This window comes from Bradyrhizobium sp. LTSP849, assembly GCF_000938255.1.
GTDB lineage: Bacteria > Pseudomonadota > Alphaproteobacteria > Rhizobiales > Xanthobacteraceae > Bradyrhizobium.
The window spans coordinates 520675-546163 of the sequence record NZ_JYMR01000056.1 but is presented as its reverse complement, the minus strand read 5'-3'; the positions used below and the strand labels follow the sequence as shown (position 1 = coordinate 546163).

The 25489-nt window shown below is 63.2% G+C and carries 21 protein-coding genes and 1 pseudogene; 10 read left to right on the top strand and 12 right to left on the bottom strand.

Going from position 1 to position 25489, the window contains the following annotated elements:
* Window positions 1-156 precede the first annotated feature (156 nt).
* The 3 genes from ahcY to UB31_RS39645 form a co-directional block, all read right to left on the bottom strand.
* Window positions 157-1578, bottom strand: coding sequence for an adenosylhomocysteinase (gene ahcY, locus UB31_RS39655; protein WP_045014702.1), 1422 nt, complete (start codon window positions 1576-1578; stop codon window positions 157-159).
* Between the two features lie 118 nt (window positions 1579-1696).
* On the bottom strand, window positions 1697-2893 hold the full coding sequence (metK, locus tag UB31_RS39650; RefSeq protein ID WP_045001491.1) for a methionine adenosyltransferase: 1197 nt from the start codon (window positions 2891-2893) through the stop codon (window positions 1697-1699).
* A gap of 60 nt (window positions 2894-2953) precedes the next feature.
* Window positions 2954-4309: a hypothetical protein gene (locus UB31_RS39645; RefSeq protein ID WP_045014701.1), complete on the bottom strand. Its 1356-nt coding sequence runs from the start codon at window positions 4307-4309 to the stop codon at window positions 2954-2956.
* Between the two features lie 173 nt (window positions 4310-4482).
* Here UB31_RS39645 and UB31_RS39640 point away from each other — a divergent pair, with 173 nt between their 5' ends.
* Window positions 4483-6195: a caspase family protein gene (locus tag UB31_RS39640; RefSeq protein WP_045014700.1), complete on the top strand. Its 1713-nt coding sequence runs from the start codon at window positions 4483-4485 to the stop codon at window positions 6193-6195.
* A gap of 156 nt (window positions 6196-6351) precedes the next feature.
* Here UB31_RS39640 and UB31_RS39635 read toward each other — a convergent pair whose 3' ends face one another.
* From UB31_RS39635 to UB31_RS39610, 6 genes are all read right to left on the bottom strand, one after another.
* Complete coding sequence (locus UB31_RS39635) at window positions 6352-7470, bottom strand: cobalamin-independent methionine synthase II family protein (protein ID WP_045014699.1); 1119 nt, start codon at window positions 7468-7470, stop codon at window positions 6352-6354.
* Window positions 7471-7490: 20 nt separating this feature from the next.
* Entirely contained in the window at window positions 7491-8207 is a 717-nt protein-coding gene (locus tag UB31_RS39630) for an ABC transporter ATP-binding protein (RefSeq protein ID WP_045014698.1), read from the bottom strand.
* Window positions 8200-8955: an ABC transporter ATP-binding protein gene (locus UB31_RS39625; RefSeq protein WP_045014697.1), complete on the bottom strand. Its 756-nt coding sequence runs from the start codon at window positions 8953-8955 to the stop codon at window positions 8200-8202. Before UB31_RS39625 ends, UB31_RS39630 begins: the two co-directional genes overlap by 8 nt.
* Window positions 8952-9980 carry a branched-chain amino acid ABC transporter permease gene (locus UB31_RS39620; RefSeq protein ID WP_045014775.1) on the bottom strand — a complete coding sequence of 343 codons (1029 nt, stop codon included), beginning with the start codon at window positions 9978-9980 and terminating at the stop codon, window positions 8952-8954. The genes UB31_RS39625 and UB31_RS39620 overlap by 4 nt, the downstream gene beginning before the upstream one ends.
* Before the next feature lie 8 nt (window positions 9981-9988).
* Window positions 9989-10858 (bottom strand): branched-chain amino acid ABC transporter permease, encoded by an 870-nt coding sequence (locus UB31_RS39615; protein WP_045001484.1) that lies wholly within the window; start codon window positions 10856-10858, stop codon window positions 9989-9991.
* A 205-nt stretch (window positions 10859-11063) separates the two neighbouring features.
* Window positions 11064-12242, bottom strand: coding sequence for an ABC transporter substrate-binding protein (locus tag UB31_RS39610; RefSeq protein ID WP_045001483.1), 1179 nt, complete (start codon window positions 12240-12242; stop codon window positions 11064-11066).
* A 525-nt stretch (window positions 12243-12767) separates the two neighbouring features.
* On the opposite strand from UB31_RS39610, the gene UB31_RS39605 reads away from it, so the two are divergent.
* The gene (locus UB31_RS39605; RefSeq protein WP_045001482.1) at window positions 12768-13052 is read left to right on the top strand and encodes a hypothetical protein; all 285 of its coding nucleotides are present in this window, start codon (window positions 12768-12770) and stop codon (window positions 13050-13052) included.
* Between the two features lie 45 nt (window positions 13053-13097).
* On the opposite strand, the gene purU is transcribed toward UB31_RS39605, so the two are convergent.
* Window positions 13098-13961 (bottom strand): formyltetrahydrofolate deformylase, encoded by an 864-nt coding sequence (gene purU / locus UB31_RS39600; protein WP_045014696.1) that lies wholly within the window; start codon window positions 13959-13961, stop codon window positions 13098-13100.
* Between the two features lie 160 nt (window positions 13962-14121).
* Between purU and UB31_RS39595 the strand changes: the two genes are divergently transcribed.
* Window positions 14122-14964: a uroporphyrinogen-III synthase gene (locus UB31_RS39595; RefSeq protein ID WP_045014695.1), complete on the top strand. Its 843-nt coding sequence runs from the start codon at window positions 14122-14124 to the stop codon at window positions 14962-14964.
* A 121-nt stretch (window positions 14965-15085) separates the two neighbouring features.
* Window positions 15086-16348, top strand: coding sequence for an MFS transporter (locus tag UB31_RS39590; protein ID WP_045014694.1), 1263 nt, complete (start codon window positions 15086-15088; stop codon window positions 16346-16348).
* A 6-nt stretch (window positions 16349-16354) separates the two neighbouring features.
* On the opposite strand, the pseudogene UB31_RS41080 reads toward UB31_RS39590, so the two are convergent.
* Both UB31_RS41080 and UB31_RS39575 read right to left on the bottom strand, forming a co-directional pair.
* Window positions 16355-17303: pseudogene (locus UB31_RS41080) on the bottom strand (IS630 family transposase).
* 89 nt (window positions 17304-17392) lie between these two features.
* Window positions 17393-18067 carry a Crp/Fnr family transcriptional regulator gene (locus UB31_RS39575; RefSeq protein WP_045014692.1) on the bottom strand — a complete coding sequence of 225 codons (675 nt, stop codon included), beginning with the start codon at window positions 18065-18067 and terminating at the stop codon, window positions 17393-17395.
* 335 nt (window positions 18068-18402) lie between these two features.
* Between UB31_RS39575 and UB31_RS39570 the strand changes: the two genes are divergently transcribed.
* From UB31_RS39570 to UB31_RS39545, 6 genes are all read left to right on the top strand, one after another.
* Window positions 18403-19224 (top strand): ABC transporter ATP-binding protein, encoded by an 822-nt coding sequence (locus UB31_RS39570; RefSeq protein WP_045014774.1) that lies wholly within the window; start codon window positions 18403-18405, stop codon window positions 19222-19224.
* Window positions 19221-21152: a long-chain fatty acid--CoA ligase gene (locus tag UB31_RS39565; protein ID WP_045014691.1), complete on the top strand. Its 1932-nt coding sequence runs from the start codon at window positions 19221-19223 to the stop codon at window positions 21150-21152. The genes UB31_RS39570 and UB31_RS39565 overlap by 4 nt, the downstream gene beginning before the upstream one ends.
* An 80-nt stretch (window positions 21153-21232) precedes the next feature.
* Window positions 21233-22126 (top strand): branched-chain amino acid ABC transporter permease, encoded by an 894-nt coding sequence (locus UB31_RS39560; protein ID WP_045014690.1) that lies wholly within the window; start codon window positions 21233-21235, stop codon window positions 22124-22126.
* Window positions 22127-22129: 3 nt separating this feature from the next.
* Complete coding sequence (locus UB31_RS39555) at window positions 22130-23203, top strand: branched-chain amino acid ABC transporter permease (RefSeq protein WP_045014689.1); 1074 nt, start codon at window positions 22130-22132, stop codon at window positions 23201-23203.
* A gap of 42 nt (window positions 23204-23245) precedes the next feature.
* On the top strand, window positions 23246-24529 hold the full coding sequence (locus UB31_RS39550; RefSeq protein ID WP_045014688.1) for an ABC transporter substrate-binding protein: 1284 nt from the start codon (window positions 23246-23248) through the stop codon (window positions 24527-24529).
* A 72-nt stretch (window positions 24530-24601) separates the two neighbouring features.
* Complete coding sequence (locus tag UB31_RS39545) at window positions 24602-25441, top strand: ABC transporter ATP-binding protein (RefSeq protein ID WP_045014687.1); 840 nt, start codon at window positions 24602-24604, stop codon at window positions 25439-25441.
* The last annotated feature ends 48 nt before the right edge of the window (window positions 25442-25489 follow it).

Here is a 25489-nt window from a genome sequence, read left to right as displayed (position 1 = left end):
TCCTCCAAATGCTTTCTGACAATGAACGGAAAGGCGGCCGCCCGCTGCAGAAGTGGCAGGCTTGTTTCGGCTCTACCTGTAAGCGTATCACAGGGAAGACATAAGAAAAAAGCCCCGGATCGCTCCGGGGCCTTTGTCTCGCAAATGCGTGCAATCTCAGTAGCGGTAGTGGTCCGACTTGTACGGGCCTTCCTGCTTGACGCCGATGTAGTCGGCCTGGTCCTTGCGAAGCTCGGTCAGCTTGACGCCGATCTTGGCGAGATGCAGCCGGGCCACCTTCTCGTCGAGCGACTTCGGCAGCACGTAGACTTCCTGTTTGTACTTGCCGTCCTTATTGTTGGCGAACAGCTCGATCTGCGCCAGCGTCTGGTTGGTGAAGGAGGCCGACATCACGAACGACGGATGGCCCATGGCGTTGCCGAGGTTCACGAGGCGGCCTTCCGACAGCATGATGATGCGGTGCTTGTCGGGGAATTCGATCTCGTCGACCTGCGGCTTGATGTTGGTCCACTTCAGGTTGCGCAGACCCGCGATCTGGATCTCGTTGTCGAAGTGGCCGATGTTGCAGACGATGGCGCGATCCTTCATCGCGCGCATGTGCTCGATGGTGATGATGTCCTTGTTGCCGGTCGCGGTGACGAAGATGTCGGCGCGGGGTGCCGCGTCTTCCATGGTCACGACCTCATAGCCTTCCATCGCGGCCTGGAGCGCGCAGATCGGATCGACTTCGGAGACCATGACGCGGCAGCCGGCCTGGCGCAGCGAGGCCGCCGAGCCCTTGCCGACGTCGCCGAAGCCCGCGACCATCGCGACCTTGCCCGACATCATCACGTCGGTGCCGCGGCGGATGCCGTCGACCAGCGATTCACGGCAGCCATAGAGGTTGTCGAATTTCGACTTGGTGACGCTGTCATTGACGTTGATGGCGGGCCACAGCAGCGTGCCGGCCTTCTGCATGTCATAGAGACGATGCACACCCGTGGTGGTCTCTTCGGAAACGCCCTTGATGCTCTTGGCGATCTCGGCGAAGTAGCCCTTCGGCTTTTCCTTGAGCTGCTTCTTCAACAGCGCGAAGAAGACTTCCTCTTCTTCCGAACCCGGCTTGTCCAGGAACGCGGTGTCGCCGTTCTCGGCGCGCAGACCGAGATGGACGTACATGGTGGCATCGCCACCGTCATCGAGGATCATGTTCGGGTGACCGCCGCCGTGCCAGTCGAACAGTTTTGCGGTGTAGTCCCAATACTCAGCCAGCGTCTCGCCTTTGACGGCGAAGACGGGAATGCCGGCGGCAGCGATCGCCGCCGCGGCGTGGTCCTGCGTCGAATAGATGTTGCAGGAGACCCAGCGGATATCGGCGCCGAGTGCGGCGAGCGTCTCGATCAGCACGCCAGTCTGGATCGTCATATGCAGCGAGCCGGCGATGCGCGCGCCCTTCAGCGGCTGCTTCGGGCCGTATTCTTCGCGCGTGGCCATCAGTCCGGGCATCTCGGTCTCGGCCAACGAGAGTTCCTTGCGGCCGAAATCGGCGAGCGACATGTCCTTGACGATGTAATCGGTGAAGCCGGGCTTCGCGTTCATTGCGAGTGTCCTATTGTTGAACGGGCATTCCGGGACACCTCGAAGAGGCGCCCCGGAATCGCGACGTGAGGATTTAAGGATCCGGGTTCGCGCGCGAACCCGGAATGACGCACAAGAATTAGAGCGCGCGCTTGAGCTGCTCGACGAGGTCGGTCTTCTCCCAGGAGAAACCACCCTCGTTGTCGGGCGTGCGGCCGAAATGGCCGTAGGCCGAGGTGCGCGCGTAGATCGGACGGTTGAGGTCGAGATGGCTGCGGATGCCGCGCGGGGTGAGGTCCATCGCCTTGGCGGCGGCCTTCTCGAGCTGATCCTCCGACACCTTACCGGTGCCGTGGGTGTCGATGTAGATCGACAGCGGACGCGCCACGCCGATCGCATAGGCGAGCTGAAGCGTGCAGCGGTCGGCAAGACCAGCAGCGACAATGTTCTTGGCGACGTAGCGCGCGGCGTAGGCGGCAGAACGATCGACCTTGGTCGGATCCTTGCCGGAGAACGCGCCGCCACCATGCGGAGCCGCGCCACCATAGGTATCGACGATGATCTTGCGGCCGGTCAGGCCGGAGTCACCATCGGGACCGCCGATGTAGAACTTGCCGGTCGGGTTGATGTGCCAGATGGTCTTCGGCGTGATCCAATCCTTCGGCAGCGCCTCGCGCACATAGGGCTCGACGATGTCGCGGATCTGCTTGGACGAGATGTCCTCGACCAGATGCTGATGCGACACCACGATCTCGCGCACGCCGACCGGCTTGCCGTTCTCGTACTGCACGGTGACCTGGCTCTTGGAGTCCGGACCGAGCACCTTCTCCTTGCCGGAGTGACGGGCTTCGGAGATGAGGCGGAGGATCTTGTGGGCGTAGAAGATCGGCGCCGGCATCAGATCCGGCGTCTCGTTGGTGGCGTAACCGAACATGATGCCCTGGTCGCCAGCACCTTCTTCCTTGACCTCACCCGGCTGAAGCGCGTCGACGCCCTGGGCGATGTCGGCCGACTGCGGATGCAGCAGGATCTCGATATCGGCGGTCTTCCAGTGGAAGCCGTCCTGCTCGTAGCCGATGTCCTTGATCGCAGCGCGCACGACGCCTTCGATCTGCTCGTTGGTGACCGATGCGGGACCGCGGGTCTCACCCGCAATCACCACCTTGTTGGTGGTCGCGAGCGTCTCGCAGGCGGCGCGGATCTGCCACGGGTCGATGCCGGCCTTGGGCCCCTCGCGGTAGAACAAATCGACGATCTCATCGGAGATCCGGTCGCAGACCTTGTCCGGATGGCCTTCGGACACGGACTCGCTAGTGAAGAGATAGGACGCGCGCATCAGTAACCCCTTGTCCCGCCGCACTCGGCGGGCGTTTGCGATGTTTACTCTTGGATTATGTCAATCGCGCCGGCGCGAGATGACGTAGGATTCGTCAAGAAACCAGAGCCCGTTGTACTTTCGCAGCACGTCCCTGGCGGCATCCAGAGTGCGGCCGTTTTGAGTCATATCTGCCAACCGGTCGTCCTCAATCTGAGCGACATACACCGCCGCATTCCACGCTGCAAAGGCCGTCGAGGTTCCGATGGTACCCGTTACCTCGTTGGGCAGCGCTTCCATATCATACCTGAAGATCGAGCGGTTATCCGCATAAACATTAAAATTTAGGTCGCGGCCCAACGATCCGAGTTCGTACTTAACGGCGCGCAATAGCTCATGACGGCTGACGGCGAAAGGATTTTCTCCAGGCCAGATGGCCTGGATCATTTCCATGCCCGGATCCTGGCCGTGGGAGTGAATTCCGATCAGGCGGCCCCCTGCCCGCAATGCCCGCGCCAGCGGTGCAATGATCCGTTTTGCCCTGAAATTGACTGAGGACAGGGCACGGTATGGCTGGGATGCAATGATGAGGTCGAAATTGGCCTCGGTCTGGCCCGGCCGGGGAATGGTCGAATCCAGCAGGAACCTGTGGTCCTCGCGGTAGAGCACCAGCACGACCGGCCGCTCGTACAAGGGCATGCCCGTGCGTGGGCTGATGGCTGCGCGCCAGTTCTGCTCCAGAAACGGCTTCAGCTCCGCAATCTGCGTCTCGAAATCACCGGATGAGTCTCCCCGCAGCGGCACCTCGTGCCAGACGGTGGCGGCGGCCGCCGCAGGCGACGCCGGCGTGAGCCAGGGCGCCTCCGCGTAATGCATGTTGGTGAACACGAACACCGAGGCCGGATGCTCGAATAACCGGTCCGGGACCTTGTCCAACGTCAGCCGGACATCCTCCAGGCTGAGCTCCTTGCCGGCAACGTAGAACGGCATGTGGGGAAAGCGCTGATGCGTCGAGCGCAGCACGCGCGCCAGCACCGAGCCGTCGCCGACGCCGGCGTCGAACACGCGCAACGCCGGCGGTCGGGGATGGATGCTGGCAAGCTCCAGGGCGACGCGCTCCGCGACCACCCGCTTCTCGCTACAGGTGTGGACGAACAGCAGGTACTTCTGTCGGTTCTCGAAGAAGCGGAAATTGCTGCGGGGATCGCGCTTTTCCGGCGGCACCTGAAGTCCGCGCGGCGGCGGCAGGCCGCCGGTTGTCGATGCGGCCATATAGGCCTGGATCCGGTCCAGCGTGTCGATGGTGATGCGCTTGCCTTCACGCAGCCGGTGCACCAGCTTCCCATCGTTCACCGCGCGCCGGCCAAACGTCGATTCCGCCATGTCCGCCTGACGGCAGAACTCGGTGATTTGGCTGAGGATTTCGTCGTTTTTCATCGGTGGGACGGGAGTGGGCAGAAGGATTGGGGATTGCCTCTTAGCAAATTCTGCCCACTGAGGAAATAGGGGACTGAATCCCTCCCCTGATACGTTGGCCATGGCGGGAGCGGTGAACCCCAGCCCGCCCCCGGGCAACAAACAGGCGCTTCTCCTCTGACGGGACCATCGCCATGGGCCGCCTGCTCGTCGCGCTCTCGCTCCTTGCCGCAGCCCTGTGGACCGCGCCCGCATCCGCGCAGGCACGCAGCCAGCTTGGGCCGCTCTGCACCACCGACACCACGCCGGCGGACCAGATGGTCGACGCCTGCGCCAAGATCATCGCGCTGAAGGTATTCAAGGGCGAGCAGCTGGCGACCGTCTATTTCTGGCGCGCCGTGGGCTGGAACAAGAAGGGCGACTACGCAAAAGTCATCGCTGACACCACTGAGGCGATCCGGCTCCAGCCGAGCCAGGCGGTCTACAATCTCAGGGGATCGGCCTATTACGACAAGGGCGACTACGACATCGCGATCGCCGATTTTGATGATGCATTGAAGCTAGGACCGTCGAGCGGCATCATCTTCCACAATCGCGGCAATGCCTGGCGCGGCAAGGGTGACTACGCCAAGGCGATCGCCGACTACGACATGTCGATCAAGGTCGATCCGAGATCGGCGTTCTCGTTCCAGAACCGCGGCATCGCGAAAGGGGCGCTCGGCGATCTCGACGGCGCGCTCGCCGACATCAACCAGGCGATCCGACTCGACCCGACGCTGCCGCAGCCGTTGATCAACCGCACCGCGATCTGGCGCGCCAAAGGCGATCTCGATCGCGCGATTGCCGATGGTTCCGAGGCGATCCGGCTTGCGAAGGAAAAGCCGCCGGTCAACATCATGACGCCGCCGAACAGCGTGCTGATCTCGGGCTACACCCATCGCGCGTTGGCCTATGAGGCGAAGGGCGACTATGCCCGCGCGCAAGATGACTACAAGGCCACGCTGGCGATCGTGGCGTCGGATGCCGGCAGCAAGGCCAATCAGGCCACCGCCAAAGTGCGGCTGTCCTTGGTGACGGATGCGAGCGCGCCGATCCCGCGCGATGCGCCCGCTCCGACGACACAGCCGACGGCGGCGCCTGCCTCACAGCAGACGAACACCGCCCCCTCGCCCGCTCCGGCCGTTCGTGGCATGCGCATGGCGCTGATCATCGGCAACGGCGCGTATGCGCATGTCAAGGCGCTGCCAAATCCGCCCAACGACGCGCGCGCCGTCGCCAGGAGCCTGCGCGACATCGGCTTCACCGTGTCTGAAGGTGTCGATCTCGACCGCGCGGCGATGCAGAAGATGACACGCGACTTTTTGCGTGACGCGGCGCGGGCGCAGATCGTGGTGGTCTATTATGCCGGCCATGGCGTGCAGGTCGACGGCCGCAACTATCTCATTCCCGTCGACGTCGAACTCAAGCCGGGTGCGAGCATGACGGAGGCGATGATCGACATGGACACGATCATGGCCGGCCTCGACGACCAGGTCCGTACCAACATCCTGATCTTCGATGCCTGCCGCAACAATCCGATGGCCCAGCATGTCGCATCCGCCGGCACCAACCGCGGCATCGAGGGCGCCTCGGGCCTCGCCGCGCCGACGAGCCTCGGTGCCGGCGCAACGCTCGGCGCCGGCACGCTGATCGCATTCGCTACAGCGCCGGGCCAGGTCGCGCTCGACGGCGAAGGCGCCAACTCACCGTTCTCCGCCGCCCTCTCCCGACACATCGGCACGCCGGGGCTCGAGGTGCAGCAGATGCTGACGCGGGTGCGGGCCGAAGTGGTCTCGACCACGAAGAGCAAGCAGGTGCCGTGGTCGAACTCGTCGCTGCTGGGTGAGGTTTATCTGGCGGAGAAGTGAGGCGGCGATTGAGCGCGCGCTACCCACCATGCATTCAGCTGTCATCGCCCGCGAAAGCGGGCGATCCAGTATTCCAGAGGCCGCGTGCGATACGGAAAGGCCGCGGCGTACTGGATTCCCCGCCTTCGCGGGGAATGACAGCGAGCGTGTGGAGACTTACTGGCCCCAAACTTCCTTCGCGATCTCGACCGCGAGGCCGAGCTTGGCCCACTGCTCCTCTTCGGAGAGGATATTGCCCTCTTCCGTCGAGGCGAAGCCGCATTGCGGGGAGACTGCGAGCTGCTCCAGCGGGACGAACTTGGCGGCCTCTTCCAGACGGCGCTTGATGTCGTCCTTCTTCTCGAGTTCGCCAAACTTCGAGGTGATGACACCGACCACGACGACCTTGTTGCCCTTGGGCAGGAAGCGCAGCGGCTCGAAGCCGCCTGCGCGGTCGGAATCGTATTCCAGGAAATAGCCGTCGTAATTGGTGCCGGCGAGCATGGTCTCGGCGACCGGCTCGTAGCCACCCGAGGAGATCCAGGTCGAGCGGAAATTGCCGCGGCAGACATGCGTGGTCACCACCATGTCGGCGGGCTTCTCGGCCAGCGCGTAGTTGATGACGCGCGCGTAGATCTGCTGGAGGCCTTCCGGATTGTCGCCGCGCTCGCGCGCCTTCTGCAATTCGTCCGGCGAGCAGAGATAGGCCCAGACCGTGTCGTCGAACTGGAGATAGCGGCAGCCGGCGTCGTAGAACGCCTTGACGGCTTTCCGATAGGTCTTGCCGAGATCCTGGTAGAAAGCGTCGAGGTCGGGATAGATGTCCTTGGAGATCGCCTTGCGGCCACCGCGGAAGTGCAACACCGCCGGCGAGGGGATCGTCATCTTCGCGGTGACGTGGGCCTGGTCGGCGGCCTTCTTCAGGAAGCGGAAGTGATCCAGCATCGGATGGTCATCGGGGAAGTCGAGCTTGTCGATCACCCGGACCGCGTCATGACGGGTCTGCACGCCCGCGAACTGGATGCCGGCGTCGGGGTGGAACAACTCGCAGCCGGTGAGCTTGGCAAGGAAGTCGAAATGCCACCAGGAACGGCGGAATTCGCCGTCGGTCGCGAGCTTCAGGCCGACCGAGGCCTGCTTATGCACGACCTTCTCGATCTCCATGTCCTCGATCTTGCGCAGATCATCGGCCGAGATTTCGCCCTTCTCGAGCCGGCTGCGGGCTTCCTTGATCTTGGCAGGGCGCAGGAGGCTGCCGACTTCGTCGGCGCGGAACGGGGCTTTGGTTCGCTGCATTTCTTGTCTCTCCCAAAATTCTAGTGGGCCGCCGCCCCTGCGACGCCGAGGTGGCGCTCCAGGACCGACGGGTCGGCCTTCAGCGCGGCGCTCGGGGCGTCGTGGACGATCGTTCCGCGCTCCAATATCACAACACGGTCGGCGAGCCCCAGAATCTTTTGCGCGTTCTGCTCGACGATGATTGAGCAGATGCCGCCGGCCCGGGTGATGGTGCCGATCGCCTTCAACAGCTCCTCGACGATGATGGGGGCCAGGCCCTCGGTCGGCTCGTCCAGCAGCAGGACTTTTGGGTTGAGGGTGAGCGCGCGGCCGATCGCCAGCATCTGCTGTTCGCCGCCGGAGAGCTGGTTGCCAAAATTGCTCCGCCGCTCCTTCAGCCGCGGAAACATGTCGTAGACCCTCTCGACGGTCCAGGGGCCCGGCTGCGCCACCGCCGTCATGTTCTCTTCCACCGTCAGCGAGCGGAAGATGTTGCGCTCCTGCGGCACCCAGCCGATGCCGGCGCGCGCCCGCTGGTCGGGCCGCAAGGTGGTGACATCGGTGCCGGCGAGCGCGACGCTGCCGGAGAAACGGCGGGTGACACCGACGATGGAATTGATCAGCGTGGTCTTGCCGGTGCCGTTACGCCCCAACAGCGCCAGCACCTGGCCTTCGGCCAGGCGGAGGGACATGTTGGGCAGCACCACCGCCTCGCCATAACCGGCGCGAAGTGAGTCAATTGCGAGCAGGTCAGACATTGACCGCCTCCTCGCCGAGATAGACCGCCTTGACCTGAGGGTCCCGCGCGACCTGGTCGGGCGGCCCCTCGGTCAGCAGCGCGCCCGAGACCAGCACCGAGATGCGGTCGGCAAAGGAGAATACGAGATCCATGTCATGCTCGATCAGCAGCACGGTGACGTCGCGCGGCAGGCTGCCTACGACCGCGAGAATGTCGTGGCGCTCGCTTTCGGGCACGCCGGCGGCGGGCTCGTCCAGCAACAGCACGCGCGGCTTGGCGGCAATCGCGACCGCGATCTCAAGCAGGCGCTGCTTGCCGTAAGGCAGCGTCACGGTCTGCTCGTTCATGACGTCGAGCAGATGGAAGCGCTTGAGCAGATCGGCGATTTCGCCGTTGACGTCGCTGCGCGTCCCCATGCGCCGCCACCAGTCGCCGCCATGACCGAGGCGTTCGGAGACGGCCAAGCCAATCGTCTCGAGCGGCGTCAGGTCCGGATAGAGCTGGTTGATCTGGAAGGTACGCGACAGGCCACGCAGCACGCGCTTGTGCACGGGAAGGTCGGTGATGTCCTGGCCTTCGAGCAGGATGCGCCCCGAATTCGGCTTGAGCACGCCGGTGAGCTGGTTGATCACCGTGGTCTTGCCGGCGCCGTTCGGACCAATCAGTGCATGGCGGGCGCCCTGCTCGATCTTCAAGGAAAGATCGCGGGTGACGCGCAGGCCGCCGAACTGCTTTTCGAGGTTTTGGGTTTCGAGCGCGATGGTCATGAATCGCTCTCCGGCACGGCAACGACGGCCTTGCGCCCGGCAATCTGCTTGATCACCAGGTTGGGTACATACAGCATCCAGCGATGCAGGCGCTGGCGGCCGACGAGCACGATCACGACCAGCACCAGGCCGATCCAGAACTGCCAATATTGCGGGGTGATGGTGGAGAACAATTCCTGGAGCAGGCGGAACAGCACCGCGCCGATCAGCCCGCCATAGAGATAGCCGGTGCCGCCGATGACGAGCACCAGCATCAGGTCTGCGGAGCGGTCGAAGGCGAACACGTCAAGCGAGGCGATCGCGGTGGTCTGGGTGAACAGAGCTCCCGCAATGCCGGCATAGAAGGCAGCCAGCGTGTAGATCGCGATCAGGCGGCGGTTGACGGGGATGCCGATCGCGGCGGCGCGCAGCGGATTGTTCTTGATCGCGCGCAGCGACAGCCCGAACGGCGAATGCACGATGCGGCGAGCAAGCAGGAACAAGACGAACAGCACGGCCAGCGAATAGAAGAAGCCCGCCTTGCCAAACATGTCGAACGGGATCTCGCCGAAGATCGGCTGCATCTCGATGCCTTGCAGGCCATCGGTGCCCCCGGTGATGTTTGAGAAACGTTCGGCCAGCGCCTCAAGCAGCAGCGCGATGCCGAGCGTGACCATCAGCCGCGTCAGGTCGACGCCGCGGATCACCAGGAAGCTCGTGGCAAAGCCGAGCACCATCGCGACCACCCCCGCGACGATCAGCGCCAGCACGGGCTCGTTGATGATGCCGTGAAGCGCAAGCAGCCCGGCGGCATAGGCACCGGCACCGAAGAAGGCGGCGTGGCCGAGCGAGACGATGCCGGCATAGCCGAGGATGAGATCGAGCGACATCGCAAACAGCGCCAACCGCAGGATGTCGGTCATGATCAGATAGCGCGTGGGAAACAGGAAGCCGCAGGCCAGCACGACGAGCCAGAAAGCGGCCTCGCCATAATGCCAGCGGGCCTGGCGCTGGGCGTGATAACCGACGTCGGAAGAAGCGTTCATCGGCAAACTCAACGCGCGGCCGTGCGGCCGAACAAGCCGTTCGGGCGCCAGATCAGGATCACGATCATCATGGTGTAGATCACGAAGGGGCCCATCTTCGGCACGTAATATTTGCCGGCGACGTCACCAATGCCGAGCAGCAGCGAGGCCAGGAACGGGCCGGTGATCGAGGAGGAGCCGCCGACGGTGACCACGATCAAAAAATAGATCATGAATTTTAGCGGGAAATACGGATCGAGGCCGAGGATCTCTGCGCTCAGCGCACCACCGAGGCCGGCGAGGCCACAGCCAAATGCGAATGTGAAGGCGAACACCTGCGGCACGTTGATGCCGAGGCCACTCGCCGCGCGGGGATCATCGACCGCCGCGCGCAGGCGGCTGCCAAAACGGGTCTTGGCCAGCACCATCTGGAGCGCGATGGTGAGCAGGCCGCAGATCACAATGATCATCAGCCGGTAACGGCCGATGCCGACGCCGAACAGGTCAAACTGGCCCTGGAGCGCGGCCGGCAAATTGATGAAGACCCGCGACGAGCCCTGGATGTAGTCGACGGCCGCAACCGACATGAATGTCAGACCGATGGTGAAAAGCACCTGGTCGAGATGACTGCGGGCGTAGAGATGACGATAGAGCAGACGTTCGAGCACGATGCCGATGGCGGCAGCGGAGACGAAGGCAAGCGGCAGCGCGGCAAAGAACGGCCAGCCCATCCGGTTGACCAGCACCATGCAGACATAGCCGCCGGCCATGGCGAAGGCACCGTGGGCGAGGTTGACGAAGTTCATCAGGCCGAGCGTGACCGCGAGCCCGCAGGCCAGCACGAACAGCAGCATGCCGTAGGCAACGCCATCGAACAGGTTGGTGAGGATTGAGGTCATCTGGCGTCAGAAATCATCTCAAGTGTAACCGAGGGCCATGCTGCACTCCCTCTCCCGCTTGCGGGGGAGGGCTGGGGTGGGGGTGCTTCCGCAATGAACGCTCCCAATGTGGAGAGAACCCTCACCCGGCGCTTTGCGCCGACCTCTCCCGCAAGCGGGAGAGGTGCAGCGAGTTCGCGGCGCGCGCCATGCAAACGGCGCGCCCTTATTTCTTGGTCTTGCCGAGATCCTTGACGGCCTCGAAGGTCGCGAACTCGACGTTATAGAGCTCGCCGTCAACCTTCTCGACCTTGCGGATGTAGATGTTCTGCACGATGTCGCGGGTCTCGGGGTCGATCGAGATCGGGCCACGCGGGCTTTCCCACTTCTGGCCCTTCATGGCCTCGATCAGCTTGGTGCCGTCGGTGTCGCCACCCGTCTTCTTCAGCGCTTCGTAGATCAGGTGGATGCCGTCATAGCCGCTCACCGCCATGAAGCCCGGACGGGTGCCGTAGGCCTTCTTGTAGGCCGCGACGAAGTCCTTGTTCATCTGCGAGGGATGCGCCGCGGAATAAAGATGCGCTGTGACCGTGCCGAGCACGGCGTCGCCCATGTTGTTGAGGAGGTCGTCGTCGGTGACGTCGCCCGGTCCGATCACCTTGATGCCGGCCTTGTCGAGGCCACGCTCGGCATATTGCTTCATGAAGTTGCCGCCCTGGCCGGCCGGCACGAACACGAAGATCGCGTCGGGTTTCGCGTCCTTCATGCGCTGGAGGAACGGGGCGAAGTCGGGATTGGCAAGCGGCGTCTTGACCTCTTCGACAATCTCGCCGCCGCCGGCGGTGAAGTGCTCCTTGAAGAAGTTGAGCGCGTCATTGCCCGGCGCGTAGTCCGAGGTCAGCGTCGCCACCTTCTTGATGCTGTTCTTCACCGCCCAGTCGCCGATGATGGTCGAGGACTGCGCCAGGGTGAAGCTGGTGCGCACGATATAGGGCGAGCGCTCGGTGATGATGGAGGTACCGGCCGCCATCACGACTTCCGGAATCTTGGCTTGGGTTGCCAGCGGAGCAGCCGCGAGCGCGGCCGGCGTCACGCCGAAACCGGCGATGAAATTGACCTTGTCGTTGACGATCAGCTCCTGCGCGGCGGTCTTGGTCTTGTCCGGAATCGCTGCGTCGTCCTTGAGGATGATTTCGACCTTCTTGCCGGCGACGGTGTCGCCCTTTTGCTGCATATAGAGCTTGATCGCATTCTCGATCTGCTTGCCGGTCGAGGCTTGGCCGCCGGTCATCGGCAAAATCAGGCCGACCTTGACGGTGTCCTCGGCCTTGGCCGGCACGGCGGCCGCAAGACCCGCGATGGCTGCAACGGCGGCGATCGCTGAAAACTGTTTGCGTTCGAACATCAGATGTCCCTCCCCTTCATTCCTGTCCTCTTGTGCGCCGGACCGAGTGCCCGGTCCTTGGCCTTATTTTAGCTCACGCGCGAGTGATGTCGCGCGCCACATGGCGTCTTCCGCGCCCTCATTGTCAATCGGACGTTTGGCGACCATTCGGCACAAGCCGAGCGTTCCGATTGCCGACGGCGGGAGCTGTATCGCGGTAACGTCGGGGTAACCCGAGCACCTCGATTTTGGCCGCGCCTATTTGTACGATTGTACAAATAAAATGGACCTGTCAACGAAAAAGCCCCGTCGCGGGCCAAGCCAGATTGTCGCGAGCCGATCGCCACAGTCTAGAAATGCCGCTGCCGGCGTGGATGGAGGATTGCGCCTTTCATTTGCAGAATTCAGACATCGGCGCACCATGCAGCTCGTCGCACTTTGGTATTTTCGTACCTACCTCGAATAAGCCAATTTTACCTTGTTGAAGGCTACCGTTCCTGACCGCTGGTGACCCGGCGTACGACCACTCCGATTCCGGCGCCCGTAATGTCCATGCGTTTCCGTTCTCTCCTGATCCTCCTCGCGCTCGCCGCGGGGCTGTCCGGCTGCGGCACGGTCAACGAGAAGCTCTCTGCCGGCATGGGCGACTACGTCCCGCAATGGGCCGGCGGCCTGCCGGCCGACGCACCACCGCGGCCAGGCACGCCGCAATACGATGCCTATCTGAAGGAGCGCGAGCGCAAGCGCCTGATGCCGGCGGCCGATCGCGAGAAAGAAGAGCAGGCGCAGAAGGGCACCACAGGCTCAACGTCGGGCGACGCGGTGCATTAGGACAATGCGCTTTCTCGCCCCGCTTGCGGGGAGAGGGAAGAAACATCAATCCATGAACACCACGGTCTTGCGCCCATTCGGAATGACGCGGTCGTCGAGATGGTAGCGGATCGCGCGCGCCAGCACACGGCGCTCGATGTCACGGCCCTTGCGGACGAGATCTTCCGGCGTGTCGCGATGGCTGATGCGCTCGACGTCCTGGTCGATGATCGGGCCTTCGTCGAGGTCGCGGGTGACGTAATGGGCGGTGGCGCCGATCAGCTTCACGCCGCGCTCGTGGGCCTGATGATAGGGCTTTGCACCCTTGAAGCCCGGCAGGAACGAATGGTGGATGTTGATGCAGCGGCCGGACAGTTTTGCCGACAGATCGTCCGACAGGATCTGCATGTAGCGGGCGAGCACCACGAGATCAGTCCCGGTCTTGGCAACGAGATCGAGGATCTGCGCCTCCTGCTCGCGCTTGGTCTCCTTGGTGACCGGCAGATAGTGAAACGGGGTCCCGCCGAAATCGAGCCCGTCATAGACCTCGCGCGGATGGTTGGAGACGATCGCGGCCAAATTCATCGGCAGCTCGCCGGTGCGCCAGCGATAGAGGATGTCGACCAGGCAGTGGTCGGACTTCGACACCAGCAGCATCACCTTGCGATGCGCGGCGCGGTCGCGCATCTGCCACTCCATGCCGAAACGTTCCGCGATCGCGGCAAAGCCGGTCTGGAGCGCCGCAAGCTCCACCGCGAGATCGGCCGCGGTGAACACCACCCGCATGAAGAACTTCTTTGTCTCGACGTCGTCGAACTGCTGGGCGTCGAGGATGTTCTGTCCATTGTGGGACAGAAAGGTCGACACCGCGGAGACGATGCCGGGGCGATCCGGACAGGACAGGGTCAGGACATATTGATGATCGGGCATGACTGTTGAAAAAATGGCTCTTGATGAAGGTTTGTGCAAAGGCCGCGGAACAACCCGCGATTTGCGCCCTGCTCTATCACCGACCCCACCCTTGCGCCAATCCCGGCGACAGAGTCAGGATGAACGTACGATTGCGATTTTGACTCACCGGAGCACGCCCATGGCCGACCGCTTGAACGGCACCCGCATCCTGATCCTGGAAACGCGCGAGGAGGCGCAATTTTCCAAGCTGCTGGCCGAGCAAGGCGCCGAGGTCGTGCAATGCCCGATGTTCACGATCCAAGATGCGCCGGACCCGTCTCCGGTCGAAGCCTGGATCCGCCGCGCCATCGACAAGCCGTTTGACGATCTCGTGCTGATGACCGGTGAGGGCCTGCGGCGAATGATGAAGCTCGCCATCGCGCGCGGGATCGACCAGGCTTTTGTCGTGGCCCTCGCCAAATCGCGAAAATTCACCCGCGGGCCGAAGCCCGGCAAGGCGCTGCGCGAGGTCTCGCTCGAGGCGCAGCAGACCACGGAAAAGCCGACCACCGAGGGCGTGATCGAGATGCTGGCGAAACTCGATCTCAGGGGACGCCGCCTCGGCCTCCAGCTCTATCCCGACAAGGACCACAGCGCGCTGACCGGCGCGCTCTCCGCGCAAGGTGCCGAGGTCGATTCCGTGCTGCCTTATGTTTACGACTCCAAGGCCGCGGACGCCAACATCGTCGCCGCCATCAACGACATGGCGGAGGGGCGGATCGATTCCATCGCGCTGACCAATCTCGGCCAGGTCCGCCGTCTGATCGAAGCCGCGAAGGCACATGGCAGCGAGGCAAAGCTGCGCACAGGGTTCGAGCGGACGCTGATCGCCTCGGTGGGACCGGCGGTCTCGGGCGAACTCGCCGCGCACGGCTTGCGCACGGACATCGCGCCGGCCGATGAAGCCTATTTCATGCGCCCGCTGATCTCGGCGATGGCGGTGGCGCTGGCAGAGCGCAAGCCGAAGACCGCGGCAAGGTAAGAGCCGAACGCGGGATCGGCCTGCGGCAGTTCCGATTGACACAGGCATCACTGGCGCTACGGTCCTGGATAGAAGAAGAAGCAACAAGGCAGGGAATCGCCGTGACACGCGTCATCGCGTCTTGAGCACAGACGCACGAACTTCCGCGCTCGCACCGTTCCACATCCGCAATTATCGCTTTCAATGGCCATCCGATCTGCTCACATCCTGGGCGTTCGAGGTGGAGACGCTTGTGCTTGGCTGGTACATCCTGGTCGAGACCGGCTCGGTGCTTCTGCTCACAGTGCTTGCGTCGCTGCAATTCGTCGGGACATTGGTCGCGCCGGTGTTCGGCATGATCGGCGACCGCATAGGTCATCGCGATCTCCTCGTGGCGATGCGCCTCACCTATACGGTGCTCTCGTCGACCATCATGATTCTAGCGCTGACCGGTCACCTGTCGCCACTGAGAGTCATGATCATCGTCGCGATCATGGGCCTGATCCGTCCCTCGGATCTCGGCATCCGCGGCGCGCTGCTTGCCGACATCATGCCAGCCAAACAGCTGGTGGGCGCCATCAGCGTTGCGCGCACGACGCAGGACAGCGCGCGCATCGCCGGAGCGTTGACGGGGGCGGGGCTGTTCGCCGTCCTCGGCATTGGCCTCGTCTATGTGGCGATTGCCTGTCTCTACTTCGTCGCCGCGCTTCTCATGCTCTGCCTGACCCGACCGGAGAGGTCCGTAACCACGAGCACTCTTCCGGCGAACGGCCATGCGGTCTCGCGATTGCTGGACGACCTCAAGGAAGGCATCGTCTACGCCTGGAATGGCCCGGGAATGCGCGCAGCGCTGTGCGTCGCCTTCCTGGCCAATCTCACCGCATTTCCTTTTACAGGCGGATTGCTGCCCTACATCGCGCGGGACATCTTTCACACGGACCAGACCGGTCTTGGTTATCTCTCGGCGAGCTTCGCCGTCGGCTCGCTGATCGGCTCGATCACGCTCACCCTCGTCAGCGGACTGCGCATTGCCCGGCTTATGATCGGCGCGACGCTGGCCTGGTACACCATGTTAGTGGTGTTCGTCGAAATCAGGACCATGCCAGTGGCGATGGCCTGTCTGGTTCTCGCCGGCATCGCCCAGAGCATGTCGATGATTTCCGCTGCCGTGATCCTGATGCGGACGGCCAGCGCACACCTTCGCGGCCGCGTGATGGGCGTGCGTATGATGGTGATCTACGGCATGCCGCTGGGGTTACTCGCGGCCGGCAGCCTGATCGACATCATCGGCTATTCCGCGACGGGCTCGCTCTATGCCACCGCGGGCTTCATCGCGATGCTGGCGATCGCGATCCGCTGGCGCACCGACCTCTGGCCGCTGCACGCACCCGCAAATACGCGCTAGAGCGTTTCATGTTTTAATTGAAGCGTATCCGGCGTTGGCGAAGTAGTTTGCGCATTCTGGCGGTTGGATCGCCTCGACGAGGTGACCGATGTGTCGCCATGTGTCCTCGATGGTGCGCTTCTGCGCGTGCCGCATCCAATGTTTGATCTTGGCGAAGGCTTGCTCGATCGGGTTGAGGTCGGGCGAGTAAGGCGGCAAGTACCAAAGCCTGGCTCCCACCGATTGGATCATTTACCTGACGGCTTTCGATTTGTGGCTTCCGAGATTGTCGAGAATGACGATGTCGCCTTCGCGCAGGGTCGGCAGGAGAAGGTGCTCGACATAGGCGCGGAAGCATTCACCGTTGATCGGCCCATCAAAAACGCAAGGCGCCGTGAGCTGATCGTGGCGGAGCGCGCCGAGGAAGGTCAGGGTACGCCAGTGGCCGTGGGGCGCGAAGCCTCGCAGCCGCGAGCCCTTGGGTCCCCATCCCCGCAACGGGGCCATGTTGGTTTTGATCCATGTCTCGTCGATGAAGACGAGCCGGCTCGGATCGAGCCCGGCCTGCCAGGATCGCCAGCGTTGACGCCTGCGGGAGACGTCAGCGCGGGCCTGCTCAAGGGCGAATAGCGTTTTTTTTGAACCGCAGCCCTTCGCGGCGCAGGAACATCCAGACCGCGTGGTGCGAGACCTTGACCCCGCGCGCCGCCAGTTCCGCCTTCAGCCCGTGCAGCGTCAGGTGCGGTGTCTGAGCGATCCGCTCGACGATGAAGGCCCGATGCAGATCCAGCACAGGCTTGCCGTGACCGCCCATTTTGCCTGGCGCAACCGAACCGGTCGCCCGGTGCCGTTGCGACCACTTCACGACCGACGAGACCGCAACGCCAAACCGGTCCGCCACCGACCGGCAGCTCTCGCCGGCCAAAATCGACGCCACTACACGCTCGCGAAGATCGAGGGAAAGAGGTCGGGTCATCCAGTGCTGGCCTCCGATCCAGCCAGCATCTTGAATCACAAATCGACCAAAACCGGAATCCCTTCGATTCAATCAAGTCATGAAATGCTCTAGTCCCCGTACCCACGCAGCCGCTCGACATCGAGGATGGTGACACCGCCGTATTCGAGCCGCAGCAGCCCCTCCTTCTCCAGCCGGTTCAGCGCGCGGTTGGCGTTCTGACGGGACATGCCCGAGAGCGCGCCGATCTCCTCCTGCGTGATCTCCAGATGCGCGGTCGATTCCGGGTAGAGGATCGGGTTGAACAGCGAGGCGATGCCGCGGGCGAGGCGCGCGGTGGCATCGAGCGTGCGGTTGACCTCGAGCATGCCGATGAACTGGCCGAGCCGCTCGTTGAGCTGCCGCACCAGGAAGCGGTTGAAGCCGACGCTGTTCTCGAACAGCCACATGAAGGCGGTGCGTTCCATCAGCGCGACACGACTGTCGCGCAGTGCGACCACGTCATAGCGGCGCGGCTCGTTCTTGAGCACGCTGCCCTCGCCGAACCAGGCACCCGCTGTCAGGCCCGCAAGGCTCGTCTCCTTACCGTCGCGCGAGACCCCACCCATGCGGGCAAGGCCGCTCACCATGCCCGCCCAATAATCGAACTTGTCGCCGCGCATGAACACGGTCTCGCCGGTGCCGTAGGACCGTTCCGTGATTCCCGCGCGGGCGACCTCGATCTCACGCTCGGTAAGCTCACGCGACCAGGCAGCGACGCGCTTCAGTTGATCCTCTGAAATCATGATCCCGAAGCCAGCCGCACCGTTTCGTCACTCCATTGTTCTGCTGCACTGCAACACAGCCGTTTCGGCCGCCATCCGACGAAAGATGGAGGCCGTCTTCGCCCGAAAAACTTTGTCGCAGAATTGTCAGGCCGGAGACATTTCAAAATAGCGCTTTCCCCTATTGAGAACCACCTCGGGCGATGCGGCTTTTGATCCGAAACGGGAACGAGAGCCGCGCGGTCCGGTCGAGACCATCTGCTGCATGGCCTCACCGGCACGACCGTACTAGGATCGACCGACAAGAACGGACGAAGAGCGCCAACCAAGCGCCATCACCGGGAGGGCTTTGTTTGGTGGCTACCAGTCTTGAAGTGCGCGGCGTGTCCTTGCGGTTCGGCGGCGTCCGCGCGCTGACCGATGTCAGCTTCGCCATCAAGGAGGGCGAGCTGTTCTCGATCATCGGCCCCAACGGCGCCGGCAAGACCTCGATCGTGAACTGTATTTCCGGCCGCTACAAGCCGACAGAGGGCCAACTGTTCTACCAGGGCCGCGATATCACCGGCCTCACGCCGAACGCCCGCGCCTCGCTCGGCATCGGCCGCACCTTCCAGAACCTGGCGCTGTTCCACCACATGAGCGTGCTCGACAACATCATGGTCGGCCGCCATCACCTCCTGAAGAACAATTTTTTCACGGGCTCGCTGTACTGGCTCACCGGTGCGCGCAAGGAAGAGCTCGCGCACCGCCGCAAGGTCGAGGAGATCATCGACTTCCTCGACCTCCAGTCGGTGCGACAAGCCCCCGCCGGCACGCTCTCCTACGGCCTGCGCAAGCGCGTGGAGCTGGCGCGCGCCATGGCGCTGGAGCCGCGCCTCATTCTCCTCGACGAGCCGATGGCCGGCATGAACTTCGAGGAGAAGGAGGACATGGCCCGCTACATCGTCGATCTCAACGAGGAGTTCGGGATGACGGTGGTGATGATCGAGCACGATATGGGCGTGGTGATGGACATCTCCCACCGCGTCATGGTGCTGGATTTCGGTCGCAAGATCGCCGAGGGCGATCCGGCCGCCGTGCTGGCTGATCCCCACGTCAGGCGCGCTTATCTCGGTGAGGAAGACGAGGTGCTGGTCGATCCAGACGATGCTCCGCCGGCGCAGGAGAGCGCGGCATGATGGATTACGCAGGCCGCGTCGCGCAGGCCGATACCTATCCGAAGATGCTTCGGCTCAACGCCAAGGAGCATGGCAACGAGATCGCGTTGCGTGAGAAGGATCTCGGGCTGTGGCGCGTGTTCACCTGGAATGATTACAACACCCGCGTGCGCGACTTTGCGCTCGGCCTGATCGAATTGGGCCTGGGGCGCGAGGACGTCGTCGGCATCATCGGCGACAACCGGCCGGACTGGGTCGCGGCGGAGGTGGCGACGCATGCGATCGGTGGATTGAGCCTCGGGCTCTATCGCGATGTGCTGGATGAGGAAGCCTCCTATCTTCTCAATTATGGCGAAGCACAGCTCGTCTTCGCCGAGGACGAGGAACAGGTCGACAAGCTGCTCATGCTTGCAGAGCGCGTGCCGCGGCTGAAGCACATCATCTATTCCGATCCGCGCGGGATGCGGAAATATGACGATCCGCGGCTGATGTCGGCGGAGAAATTCGCCGAGCTCGGCCGTGCACGAGCTACGCGCGAGCCGGAGCTCTACGATCGTCTCGTGGACGCGACCAAGGGCGGGGACGTCGCGATCCTCTGCACCACGTCAGGCACCACCTCACATCCGAAACTCGCGATGCTGGCCGCCGGCCGCGTGCTCAGCCATTGCGCCACCTATCTCGCCTTCGATCCGAAGGGGCCGGACGACGAATATGTCTCTGTGCTGCCGCTGCCCTGGATCATGGAGCAGGTCTATGTGCTCGGCAAAGGCCTCTTGTGCCGGATGAAGATCAACTTCGTCGAAGAGCCGGACACGATGATGAACGATTTGCGCGAGATCGCGCCGACGTTCGTGCTCTTTGCCCCACGCGTCTGGGAATCGATCGCCGCCGACGTCCGCGCCAAGGTGATGGACGCCACTCCGTTCAAGCAGCGCCAGTTTGATATCGGCATGAAGTTGGGCCTTGCCGCGCTCGAACACGGCAAGCGCTCGGGCTTTGCCGACGCGATCCTGTTCCGCGCCCTGCGGGACCGCCTCGGCTTCACGCGGCTGCGGTCAGCCGCAACCGGCGGCGCCGCGCTCGGACCTGACACGTTCAAGTTCTTCCAGGCCATGGGCGTGCCGCTGCGCACGCTCTACGGCCAGACCGAGCTTTTGGGTGCGTACACGCTGCATCCCGAGGGCAAGGTCGACCCTGATACGACCGGCGTGCCGATGGCTGACAGCGTCGAGATCCGCATCGACAACGCCGACATCCATGGCGTCGGCGAAATCGTCGTGCGGCATCCCAACATGTTCCTCGGTTACTACAAGAACCCGGAGGCAAGCGTTGCCGACATCAGGGACGGCTGGATGCTGTCGGGCGATGCCGGCTACTTCAACGATAACAAGCAGCTTGTCGTGATCGACCGCATCAAGGATCTGGCCGAGACTTCGCGCGGTGAGCGCTTCTCGCCGCAGTTCATCGAGAACAAGCTGAAGTTCTCACCCTATGTCGCCGAAGCCGTGGTGCTGGGCTCGGGGCGCGACTCTCTCGCGGCGATGATCTGCATCCGCTACTCCATCATCTCGAAATGGGCGGAGAAGAACCGGCTCTCGTTCACGACCTACAGCGACCTCGCCTCGCGGCCGGAGGTCTATGCCCTGCTCCGCAAGGAGGTCGAGACCGTCAATGCCACGCTGCCGCCGGCGCAGCGCATCTCGCGCTTCCTGCTGCTCTACAAGGAGCTCGACGCCGACGACGGCGAACTCACCCGCACCCGAAAAGTGCGCCGCAGCGTCATCAACGAGAAGTACGAAGGCATCATCAACGCTATCTACCGCGGTGACGCAGACATCCCCGTCGACACAATGATCCGCTTCCAGGACGGCACCACGCAGCGCGTACGCACGACACTGCGGGTGGTGGATCTGGGTGGGCATGGACAGATGGCGGAGGCTGCAGAGTGACATTGCTTCCGATACAGAGCGCACTGCCAATCGATCCACCCCTTCCTGCGCAAGCGGGGAGAGGCGAAGGATAGTATAGCATGAACACCGCCTTCCTCATCCAGCTCCTGGTCAATGGCCTCGTCGTCGGCACGCTTTATGGCGTGGTCGCGATGTCGTTCGTGCTGATCTACAAGGCGACGCAGGTCGTCAACTTCGCGCAAGGCGAGCTGCTGCTGGTCGGCGCCTGGGTGTGCTGGACGCTGCTGGCCAAGTATCAAGTGCCGTTCTGGATCGGCATGCCGATGACGCTGGTGTTCATGTTCGTGTTCGGCATCGCGATCCAGGTCCTGATCCTCAGGCCGATGATCGGCGAGCCCATCATCTCCGTGATCATGGTGACGATCGGCCTGTCGACCGTGCTGCAAGCTACGTTGAAATGGATGTTCGGCGTCAATCCGCAGCCGTTCCCGCGCGTGTTCCAGAGCCAGTCGATCGGTCTGTTCGGGCTCCAGATCCAGACCGTCTATGTCATGAGCCTCGTGGTCTCGGTCGCCATGATGATCGGCATGGCCTGGTTCTTCCGCGCCTCCAAGTACGGCCTTGCGATGCGCGCCACCGCGTTCAACCAGCAGGTGGCGCAGTCGCTCGGCATTTCCGTCAAAAGTGTGTTCGCGATGGCCTGGGCAATCTCGGCGACGGTGTCGGCGGTTGCAGGCGTCGTGGTCGCCGTGGTGAACGGTGTGTCGTCAGGCCTTGCGGCTTACGGCATCAAGGTGTTTCCGGCGGCGATCCTCGGCGGGCTCGATTCCGTCGGCGGCGCCGTGCTCGGCGGCATCATCATCGGCCTGCTCGAGAACATCGCGCAGTATGTCGACAGCGAGTATCTGCACTGGGGCAATCTCTACGAGGTCGCGCCGTTCTACGTCCTCATCATCGTGCTGATGATCAAGCCGTATGGCCTGTTCGGCACCCACGACATCGAGCGGATCTGATCCATGGCCGGCCCTGCCCTCATCCCTGCTGGTGACTTCCGCACCTCTTATGCGGCCGACACCACGATCTTCCCGACCACGACCAGCCGCAACTTTGCGATCGCCGGCGTGCTGCTGCTTTGTCTCATGCCGCAATTCCTCGGCGGCTACTGGCTCAGCATCCTGATCCAGATCGGCATCTTCTCGATCGCGGCGCTGGGGCTGAACATCCTGGTCGGCTTCACTGGCCAGATCTCGATCGGCCACGCCGCCTTCTTCCTGTTCGGCGCCTTCACCTCGGCCTACATCTCCAACAATGCGCCGATCCCGGTGTTCTTCGCCATCCCGCTGGCGGGTGTCGTCACCGCGCTGGTCGGGCTGGTCTTCGGCATTCCGGCGGCACGGCTGAAAGGGCTCTACCTCGTCATCGCGACCCTCGCCGCGCAATACATCCTGCTCGACTTCTTCTCCCGCGCGGAATGGTTCACCGGCGGCTCGGTGCCGGCCAGCGCCGAACCGTTTTCCATCTTCGGCCACGCGCTGCGCGGCGACAGGCAATATTTCTACGTCGTGCTGGCCTATGTGATCGCGAGCTACGTCCTCGTCACCAATCTGATGCGCACGCGCGACGGCCGCGCACTGGTGGCGATCCGCGACCACTATCTCTCCGCCGAGATCATGGGCATCAACCTCACCAAATACCGCACGCTGTCGTTTGGCCTCGCCGCCTTCTTCGCCGGCATCGCGGGCGCGCTCTACGCGCATTACCAGCTCGTGGTCTCGCAGGAAGGTTTTGGTATCGAGCGTTCGATCCTGTTCCTCGCCATGATCATCATCGGCGGCACCGGCTCGATCATGGGCACGCTGATGGGCACCGCCTTCGTGGTGCTGCTGCCGGAAACGATGGAGTTCATCAGCCTCTCCCTGAAGGGCGGCGCGATCGACAAGGCGCTCTCGCTCAACAACAACATCACCTTCCTGCGCGAGATCGCGATCGGGGTGATCATCATCGTGTTTTTGATGTTCGAGCCTGACGGGCTCGCGCATCGCTGGCGGCAGATCAAGGCGTACTGGAAGCTCTACCCGTTCTCGCACTGAGCACGGCAACGTCACTTAAACAATAACAGGAGGAGGCAACCCATGAAGACAAAATCCCTTTTGAGCACCGCATCGCTTGCGCTGGCGATCGCCGCATTCTCGGCAGGCGCACAGGCGCAGATCGCGATCGGGCACCTCGCCGATTATTCCGGCGGCACCTCCGACGTCGGCACGCCCTATGGCCAGGCCGTCGCCGACACGTTTGCGTGGGTCAACAAGAATGGCGGCGTCGGCGGCAAGCAGGTCAGCGTCGACACCAATGACTACGGCTACCAGGTGCCGAAGGCGATCGCGCTGTACAAAAAGTGGTCGGCACCGGACAGCAAGGTCGCGGCAATCATGGGCTGGGGCACGGCGGACACCGAAGCCCTCACCGGCTTCCTCGCCCAGGACAAGATCCCCGACCTCTCCGGATCCTATGCCGCAGCTCTCACCGATCCCGAAGGTGTCAGCGGTAAGGCCAAGCCCGCGCCCTACAATTTCTTCTACGGGCCGAGCTATTCGGACTCGCTGCGCGCAATGCTGATGTGGGCCGCCGACGACTGGAAGGCCAAAGGCAAGCCCGGCAAGCCGAAATTCGTGCACATGGGCGCCAACCATCCCTATCCGAACGCGCCGAAGGCCGCGGGCGAAGCCATGGCGCAGGAGCTCGGCTTCGAGGTGCTGCCGCCGCTGGTGTTTGCGCTCGCGCCGGGTGACTACAGCGCGCAGTGCCTGAGCCTGAAATCCTCCGGCGCCAATTACGCCTATCTCGGCAACACCGCGGCCTCGAACATTTCGGTGATGAAGGCCTGCAAGACCGCCGGCGCCGAGGTGCAGTTCCTCGGCAACGTCTGGGGCATGGACGAGAACGCCGCAAAGACCGCGGGCGACGCTGCCGACGGCGTGATCTTCCCGCTTCGCACCGCAGTGAGCTGGGGCGGCGATGCGCCCGGCATGAAGACGGTGATGGAGATCTCGAAGATGTCCGACCCCACCGGCAAGGTCTATCGCCCGGTGCACTATGTCGCGGGTGTCTGCTCGGCGCTCTACATGAGGGAGGCACTCGACTGGGCCGCCAAGAACGGCGGCGCCACCGGCGACAACGTCGTGAAGGGTTTTTACCAGAAGAAGGATTGGGTGCCGGCCGGCATGGAAGGCGTCTGCAATCCCTCGACCTGGACCGACAAGGACCACCGCGGCACGCTGAAGGTCGACCTCTATCGCACCAAGATATCCGGCGCGACCGATGGCGACCTCAACGACCTCATGACCAAGGGCGCCATCAAGCTCGAGAAGGTCAAGACCGTCGAGCTGCCGCGCAAGCCGGAATTGCTGGGGTGGTGAGCCAAGCTATTCCCTCACACACAACTGTCGTCCCCCGCGAAAGCGGGGGATGACAGCGGAGAATAAAAACGCATGTCGCAAGCCATTGAAGCAACGCGCCCCACTCCCACCGTTGTCGCGGCACCGCCCCTGCTCGCCGTGCGCAACATCGAGGTCGTCTATGACGACGTCATCCTGGTGCTGCGGGGCTTGAGCCTCGACGTGCCCAAGGGCGCGATCGTGGCACTGCTGGGCGCCAACGGCGCCGGCAAGTCGACGACGCTGAAGGCGATCTCGGGACTACTCAAGACCGAGGACGGCGAGGTCACGCGCGGCGAAATCTTGTTCGAAGGCGAGCGGATCAATGGCATCGACCCCGACAAGATCGTCCGCCGCGGCATCTTCCAGGTGATGGAGGGCCGCCGCATCATCGCCGACATGACGTCGCTGGAAAACCTCAAGCTCGGCGCCTTCACCCGCAGGGACCGCGAGGTCGATGCCGATCTCGACATGGTCTTTAATTACTTCCCGCGCCTGAAGGAGCGCACCGGCCTTGCCGGCTATCTCTCCGGCGGCGAGCAGCAGATGCTCGCGATCGGCCGCGCGCTGATGGCGCGCCCGAAGATGATTCTGATGGACGAGCCCTCGATGGGCCTGTCGCCGCTGCTGGTGAAAGAGGTGTTTTCGATCATCCAGAAGATCAACCGCGATCTCGGCGTCACCATCCTGCTGGTCGAGCAGAACGCGCGCGCAGCGCTGTCGGTGGCGAGCCACGGCTACATCATGGAGCAGGGCAAGGTCGTGCTCGACGGCACCGCGGACGAATTGCGCGACAACGAGGACGTCAAGGAATTCTACCTCGGCGGCGCCGGCGACCAACGCAAGAGTTTCAAGAACCTCAAAAGCTTCAAGCGCCGCAAGCGGTGGTTATAGCGTTTTCAAGCGATGTGGGGACCGGTTCGCGTGAAGAAAACGCGTCAA

Excerpts from the sequence above, each read along its gene's own strand:
- UB31_RS39640 (WP_045014700.1), top strand. The coding sequence starts at position 4,483 with ATGGGCCGCCTGCTCGTCGCGCTCTCGCTCCTTGCCGCAGCCCTGTGG.
- UB31_RS39610 (WP_045001483.1), bottom strand. The coding sequence starts at position 12,242 with ATGTTCGAACGCAAACAGTTTTCAGCGATCGCCGCCGTTGCAGCCATC.
- UB31_RS39555 (WP_045014689.1), top strand. The coding sequence starts at position 22,130 with ATGGCCGGCCCTGCCCTCATCCCTGCTGGTGACTTCCGCACCTCTTAT.
- UB31_RS39560 (WP_045014690.1), top strand. The coding sequence starts at position 21,233 with ATGAACACCGCCTTCCTCATCCAGCTCCTGGTCAATGGCCTCGTCGTC.
- UB31_RS39565 (WP_045014691.1), top strand. The coding sequence starts at position 19,221 with ATGATGGATTACGCAGGCCGCGTCGCGCAGGCCGATACCTATCCGAAG.
- UB31_RS39550 (WP_045014688.1), top strand. The coding sequence starts at position 23,246 with ATGAAGACAAAATCCCTTTTGAGCACCGCATCGCTTGCGCTGGCGATC.
- UB31_RS39625 (WP_045014697.1), bottom strand. The coding sequence starts at position 8,955 with ATGACCATCGCGCTCGAAACCCAAAACCTCGAAAAGCAGTTCGGCGGC.
- metK (WP_045001491.1), bottom strand. The coding sequence starts at position 2,893 with ATGCGCGCGTCCTATCTCTTCACTAGCGAGTCCGTGTCCGAAGGCCAT.
- UB31_RS39645 (WP_045014701.1), bottom strand. The coding sequence starts at position 4,309 with ATGAAAAACGACGAAATCCTCAGCCAAATCACCGAGTTCTGCCGTCAG.
- purU (WP_045014696.1), bottom strand. The coding sequence starts at position 13,961 with ATGCCCGATCATCAATATGTCCTGACCCTGTCCTGTCCGGATCGCCCC.
- UB31_RS39575 (WP_045014692.1), bottom strand. The coding sequence starts at position 18,067 with ATGATTTCAGAGGATCAACTGAAGCGCGTCGCTGCCTGGTCGCGTGAG.
- UB31_RS39630 (WP_045014698.1), bottom strand. The coding sequence starts at position 8,207 with ATGTCTGACCTGCTCGCAATTGACTCACTTCGCGCCGGTTATGGCGAG.
- UB31_RS39595 (WP_045014695.1), top strand. The coding sequence starts at position 14,122 with ATGGCCGACCGCTTGAACGGCACCCGCATCCTGATCCTGGAAACGCGC.
- UB31_RS39620 (WP_045014775.1), bottom strand. The coding sequence starts at position 9,980 with ATGAACGCTTCTTCCGACGTCGGTTATCACGCCCAGCGCCAGGCCCGC.
- UB31_RS39615 (WP_045001484.1), bottom strand. The coding sequence starts at position 10,858 with ATGACCTCAATCCTCACCAACCTGTTCGATGGCGTTGCCTACGGCATG.
- UB31_RS39635 (WP_045014699.1), bottom strand. The coding sequence starts at position 7,470 with ATGCAGCGAACCAAAGCCCCGTTCCGCGCCGACGAAGTCGGCAGCCTC.
- UB31_RS39605 (WP_045001482.1), top strand. The coding sequence starts at position 12,768 with ATGTCCATGCGTTTCCGTTCTCTCCTGATCCTCCTCGCGCTCGCCGCG.
- ahcY (WP_045014702.1), bottom strand. The coding sequence starts at position 1,578 with ATGAACGCGAAGCCCGGCTTCACCGATTACATCGTCAAGGACATGTCG.
- UB31_RS39545 (WP_045014687.1), top strand. The coding sequence starts at position 24,602 with ATGTCGCAAGCCATTGAAGCAACGCGCCCCACTCCCACCGTTGTCGCG.